This is a genomic window from Kitasatospora sp. NPDC048407, from assembly GCF_043200475.1.
In the GTDB taxonomy this organism is placed as follows: Bacteria; Actinomycetota; Actinomycetes; order Streptomycetales; family Streptomycetaceae; genus Kitasatospora.
Genome location: NZ_JBICXW010000045.1, coordinates 1 through 5,665 on the forward strand (window position 1 = coordinate 1; position 5,665 = coordinate 5,665).

At 75.2% G+C, this 5,665-nt stretch carries 4 protein-coding genes and 1 pseudogene; 4 read left to right on the top strand and 1 reads right to left on the bottom strand.

The annotated features are described in order from the left end of the window. Window positions 1-315, top strand: a pseudogene (locus ACGFWJ_RS36070) (ornithine carbamoyltransferase subunit F); the annotation flags it as partial. A 2-nt stretch (window positions 316-317) separates the two neighbouring features. Further along, window positions 318-1,289, top strand: a complete 972-nt coding sequence (locus ACGFWJ_RS36075; RefSeq protein WP_392956975.1) for a carbamate kinase — start codon at window positions 318-320, stop codon at window positions 1,287-1,289. Between the two features lie 211 nt (window positions 1,290-1,500). Here ACGFWJ_RS36075 and ACGFWJ_RS36080 read toward each other — a convergent pair whose 3' ends face one another. Further along, window positions 1,501-2,364, bottom strand: coding sequence for a universal stress protein (locus ACGFWJ_RS36080; RefSeq protein WP_392956977.1), 864 nt, complete (start codon window positions 2,362-2,364; stop codon window positions 1,501-1,503). 270 nt (window positions 2,365-2,634) lie between these two features. Here ACGFWJ_RS36080 and ACGFWJ_RS36085 point away from each other — a divergent pair, with 270 nt between their 5' ends. Together ACGFWJ_RS36085 and mgtA are read left to right on the top strand one after the other, a co-directional pair. Next, the gene (locus tag ACGFWJ_RS36085) at window positions 2,635-2,859 is read left to right on the top strand and encodes a hypothetical protein (protein WP_392956979.1); all 225 of its coding nucleotides are present in this window, start codon (window positions 2,635-2,637) and stop codon (window positions 2,857-2,859) included. Continuing rightward, complete coding sequence (gene mgtA / locus ACGFWJ_RS36090; protein ID WP_392956981.1) at window positions 2,856-5,534, top strand: magnesium-translocating P-type ATPase; 2,679 nt, start codon at window positions 2,856-2,858, stop codon at window positions 5,532-5,534. The genes ACGFWJ_RS36085 and mgtA overlap by 4 nt, the downstream gene beginning before the upstream one ends. Window positions 5,535-5,665: the final 131 nt, after the last annotated feature.

Sequence of the window (5,665 nt, forward strand, 5' to 3'; positions counted from 1 at the left end):
ACGGACGTGTGGGTGTCCATGGGAGAGGACCACGCCCGGTGGGCCGAGCGGATCGCCCTGCTCCTGCCGTACCAGGTCAACGCGAAGACGATGGCGGCGACCGGCAACCCGGACACCGCCTTCCTGCACTGCCTGCCCGCCCTGCACGACCGCCGCACCGACCTCGGCGCCGAACTCGCCACCGAGCACGGGCTCGACGGCCTCGAAGTCACCGACGAGGTCTTCGAATCGCCGGCCTCGCTGGTCTTCGACCAGGCCGAGAACCGGCTGCACACCATCAAGGCCGTCCTCGTCGCCACCCTCGGGGAGAAGTGACCATGCGCATCGTCGCAGCCATCGGCGGAAACGCCCTGCTCCAGCGGGGCGAACACCCTGACGCCGCCGTCCAGCAGCACCACGTCCACGACGCGGCCCGCTCGCTCGCCGCACTCGTCACCGCCGGGCACGAGGTGGTGATTACCCACGGCAACGGCCCGCAGATCGGCATGCTCGCCCTGGAGAGCGAGGCCGACCCGGCGCTCACCGTGCCGTACCCGCTGGACGTCCTCGGAGCCCAGACCCAGGGCATGATCGGCACCCTGCTCGCCCGGGAACTGACGGGCCTGCTGCCCGGACGGGCCGTCACCGCGCTGGTCACCCACACCGAGGTCGACCCCGACGACCCCGCCTTCCACCGGCCGACCAAGTTCATCGGCGGCCAACTCACCGACGAACAGGCCCGGTTGATGGAGATCGAACGCGGCTGGAGCACCGCCCGGGACGGTGCGCGGATGCGCCGGGTCGTCCCCTCCCCGCGACCGGCGGCGATCGTCGAGCTGGCGGCCGTCCGCACCCTGCTGGACGCCGGCGACGTGGTCGTCGCGGCCGGCGGCGGAGGCGTCCCCGTCACCCGCGATCCGGACACCGGCCGGGTCCGCGGCGTCGAAGCGGTCGTCGACAAGGACCTCACCGCCGCCCTGCTCGCCCAACTGCTCGACGCGGACGCCCTGTTGATCCTCACCGACGTCAACCACGTGTTCGCCGGCTGGGGCTCGGCGCATCCCGAGCCGCTGCTCACCGCGACCCCCGAGCGCCTGCGCACACTCGACCTGCCCGAGGGGTCGATGGGCCCCAAGGCGGACGCCGCCGCCACCTTCGCCGAGCGGACCGGACGGATCGCGGCCATCGGCCCCCTCGACGACGCCCTGGGCACCCTGCTCGGCACCACCGGCACCACCGTCCGGGCCGCCGCCCGCAGCGGAGGCGCAGACCGGGACGGTCACCACAGCCTCGCCGCACCACCGCAGTGACACCCGCAACGGACCGAGCCCCGGTACCGCGACCCGCACGAAGCGGGTGGCGACACCGGGGCTCTCGCGTCCGGGCCACCGACCGCGGCGGAAGAACCGACCAGGACGGTCACCACAGCCTCGCCGCAGTGACCCGCAACGGACCGAGCCCCGGCACCGCGACCCGCACGAAGCGAGTGGCGACACCGGGGCTCTCGCGTCCGGGCCGGAATCAGTTGTGCGGGACGACCGCGACCGGCGCCTGGGCGTGGTGGATCACCGCGTGGGCGACCGGGCCGAGGTGGGCGCCGAGGCGGTGGCGGCGCCGGCGGCCGACCACCACGAGCGCGGCATCGCCGGAGGCGTCCACCACCGCGCCGGCGCCGCTGCCGATCCGGCTGTCCTCGACCACCTCGACGTCCGGGTACTTGGCGCGCCACGCGCCGAGCGCCTCGCGGAGCAGCCCGGCTTCCAGGGCGCGGAACTGCTCGGTCTCGAACTGCGGCGTCACCCAGCCCGCGTAGCCCCACACCGGCGGCGGGGTCCAGCCGTGGACGGCGCGCAGCACGGCGCCGCGGGCGGCGGCCTGCTGGAAGGCGAAGTCGACGACCTCGGCCGCCGGCTCCCGGGTGTCGACGGCGAGGACCACCTCGGCCCTGCGGCCGGCGCCGTCCGCCCGCTCGGCCCGGACCAGGACCACGGGCACCTCGCACCGGGCCGCGACCCCGAGGCCGATCGAGCCCACCAGCAGGCCCTCGAAGCCGCCGAGGCCCAGCGAGCCGAGCACGAGCAGCTCGGATTCGGCGGCGGCGGCGACCAGCGACGCGACGGGTGCGTCGTCCGTCAGGAGACCGGTGCGCACCTCCAGCCCGGGGTGCGTCGCGCGCACCTGCTCGGCGGCGTCGGCGAGCATTCGTTCGGTCAGGGCCCGTACTTCCGCCGGCTGGCCGGGGGCGGCGTGGATGTCGTCCTCGAAGGTCCAGGCGTGGACGATGCGCAGCGCGTGGCCTTGGCGCACCGCTTCGTCGGCCGCCCACCGCGCCGCCGCGATGCTCTCGGCCGAGCCGTCGGTGCCGGCCAGGATGTACCTGCTCATGGAAGTGTCCTGCTCTCCGTCGTTCGACAAGCCCCGGCGTCACCGCTCGGGATCGGGTACCAGCCTCGCCGAGGACTGGCCCGGGGTTCCAGGGCCTGCCGGGCGCCGCGGGCGGGGCCCAAAGTCCCGGGATGCGCGGAGGCGTACCTCGGACGTCCCGGTGTCGGCGCAGCGCCGGCGGAGCGCGGCGGTGGCCCCGCCGTCCGCAGGACCTTCGGCTTCGCTTGTTGCCCCGGCAGGCCCCAGCGCACGCCGGTCCGGGGCGGTGGAATGGTGACAGCACGAGTCCCGGACGGCAAGGTCGGTGCCCGTCTCGTGTTCGACCTGCGCGGCCTGCCCGCGCTCCAGGCACCACCCACCGAGGAGAAGGACGTGGACAGGATGAACGGCACAGGGAGGCCGCGCCTCGTGGCCGCGGCGGACGACCGGGATCCGTCCCGGGCCGCCCTGTGGCAGGCCGCACCCGCCGATGGCCCGTCCGGCGCGGCCTCGTGACCGGGTCCGGAACTCGGCGGGAGCTCCGCCCGTCCGCGGTGCGGCCCGGCCCCGCCGCCGACCGGTCCGCGGGGGCGGCCGGGGTGCCCGTCGGCGAGGCCGCCGCCCAGGACGTCGCGCAGGTGCTGAGCCGGCTGGCCGCCACCCCGGCCGGCCTGACCGGGGTCGAGGCCGAACGCCGGCTCGCGGCGGGCGGCCCCAACGCGGTGCGCACGCACCAGGTCAAGGCCCTGGCGGTGCTCGGCCGCCAGCTGCGCAGCGCCCTGCTGCTCCTGCTGCTGGCCGCCGCGCTGGTGTCCTTCTTCTTCGGTGAGCGCACCGATGCGGTGGTCATCGGCGTCATCCTGCTGCTGAGTGTCGTGCTGGGCTTCACCAACGAGTACCGGGCCGAGCGGGCCGCCCAGGCGCTGCACTCCCGGGTGCGGCACACCGCGGTGGTCCTGCGCGACGGCCACGAGCAGGAGGTGGACGTCACCGCTCTGGTACCCGGCGACGTGGTCCGGCTGGCGCTCGGCCAGATCGTCCCGGCCGATGTCCGGTTGCTGGAGTGCACCGGGCTGCAGTGCGACGAGGGCGTTCTCACGGGCGAGTCCGCGCCGGTGGCCAAGGGCCTGGCGCGGGTGGCGGAGGGGGCCGAGCTGGCGGAGCTGTCGTCGTGCGCGCTGATGGGCACGGTGGTGCACGCGGGCAGCGGCACCGGGGCGGTCGTCGCCACTGGCGGCCGCGCCGCGTTCGGGCGGATCGCGCTCGGCCTCGGCGAACGGCAGCCGGAGACGGCGTTCCAGGTGGGCCTGCGCCGTTTCTCGATGCTCCTGTTGAGGGTCGCCGCGGTCCTCACCACCGGCATCTTCGTGGTCAACACGGTGCTGCACCGGCCGCTGCTGGAAGCGCTGCTGTTCTCGCTGGCGATCGCCGTCGGGATCACCCCGCAGCTGCTGCCGGCCGTGGTCAGCACCAGCCTGGCGGCCGGCTCCCGCCGCCTCGCGGCCCGGGACGTCCTGGTCAAGCGCCTGGTGTGCATCGAGGACCTCGGCGACCTGGACGTTCTGGTGACCGACAAGACCGGCACCCTCACCGAGGGCCGGATCACCTTCGAGAGCGCCCTCGATCCGGCCGGGACCGCCCGCGACGAGGTGCTGCTGCTCGGCCTGCTCGCCACCGAGGGGGACCTCGACGGCGACCACCTGGGGGACAACCCGCTGGACACCGCGCTGTGGCAGGCCCCCGGAGCCGCCCGGCTGGCAGCCGGGCACCGGCGGCTCGCCGCCCTCCCCTTCGACCACGAGCGCCAGCTCTCCTCCGCCCTCGTCCGGCGGCCCGACGGCAGCCCGGTGCTCGTCACCAAGGGCGCGCCGGAGCAGGTGCTGGCCAGGTGCGTGGACGTCCCCGCGACGGCCGCGCCCGTCCTGGACGGGCTGTTCGCCGCCGGTGACCGGGTCGTGGCGGTGGCCGCCAGGCCGGCCGGGGAGCTGCGCACGATCACGGGGGCCGACGAGACCGGGCTGCGGCTGGCCGGGTTCCTGGTCTTCCGCGACCCGCCCAAGCAGGATGCCGCGGAGTCGCTGCGCCGCCTCGCAGGCCTCGGCATCACCGTCAAGATCTGCACCGGCGACAACCCGGTCGTGGCCGAGAAGGTCTGCGCCGACCTGGGCCTGCCCGCCGGCGCCACGCTCACCGGCCGGGACATCGGCGCCCTGGACGACGAGCGGCTGGCCGCGGCCGCCGCGGACGCCACCGTGTTCGCCCGGGTGTCCCCGGAGGACAAGGCCCGGGTGGTGCGCGCGCTGCGCGGCAGCGGCCGGTCGGTGGGCTTCCTCGGCGACGGCGTCAACGACGCGCTGGCGCTGCACGCCGCCGACATCGGCATCTCGGTGGACAGCGCCACCGACGTGGCCAAGGACGCCGCGGACGCCGTCCTGCTGAAGAAGGACCTGGGGGTGCTCGCCGAGGGGGTCGCCGAGGGCAGGCGGATCTTCGCCAACACCATCAAGTACGTGCTGATGGGGACGTCCAGCAACTTCGGCAACATGTTCAGCGCGGCAGGGGCCTCGCTGGCGCTGTCGTTCCTGCCGATGCTGCCCTCGCAGATCCTGCTCAACAACCTGCTCTACGACACCGGCCAGCTCACCATCCCCACCGACCGGGTCGACGAGGAGCAGCTGCGCGCGCCCGCGCACTGGGACATCTCGTTCATCCGCCGCTTCATGCTGTGGTTCGGTCCGGCCAGCTCGCTCTTCGACTTCCTGACGTTCTGGGTGATGCTCGGTGTGTTCCACGCGGACGCGGCGCTGTTCCGCTCCGGCTGGTTCGTGGAGTCCCTCGCCACCCAGACCCTGGTGATCTTCGCCATCCGCACCCGGCGGATCCCGTTCCTGCGGAGCCGCCCGAGCATTCCGCTGCTGGTGGCGTCGCTGGGGGTGGTGGCGGTGGGCGTGGCGCTGCCGTTCTCGCCGGCCGCCGCGACGCTCGGCTTCACTCCCCTCCCGCCGGCCTTCTTCCTGGCCCTGGCCGGGATGGTGGTCACCTATCTGGTGCTGATCGAAGGCGTCAAGCGGTGGTTCTTCTCCCGCCCCGTCACCCCCGTGGCCGCGCTGCCCGCACCCCGCCGGCGGCAGCGCGAGCACCGCATCCACCGCCGGGCCGGGCGCTTCAGCCACCCCGGTCCGCTGCACTGAACCCAGCGCGGCGCGGGGGGGGGGGGGGGGGGGGGGGGGGCCCGCCCCCGGGGGGGGGGGGGCGGGGGGGGGGGGGGGGCGGGGGCGCCCCGGCCGGCGGGGCCGCGGCCGGGGGGGCGGGGGCGGCGGGG

Coding starts and splice junctions, on each gene's coding strand:
- ACGFWJ_RS36075 (WP_392956975.1), top strand. CDS start 318: ATGCGCATCGTCGCAGCCATCGGCGGAAACGCCCTGCTCCAGCGGGGC.
- ACGFWJ_RS36080 (WP_392956977.1), bottom strand. CDS start 2,364: ATGAGCAGGTACATCCTGGCCGGCACCGACGGCTCGGCCGAGAGCATC.
- ACGFWJ_RS36085 (WP_392956979.1), top strand. CDS start 2,635: ATGGTGACAGCACGAGTCCCGGACGGCAAGGTCGGTGCCCGTCTCGTG.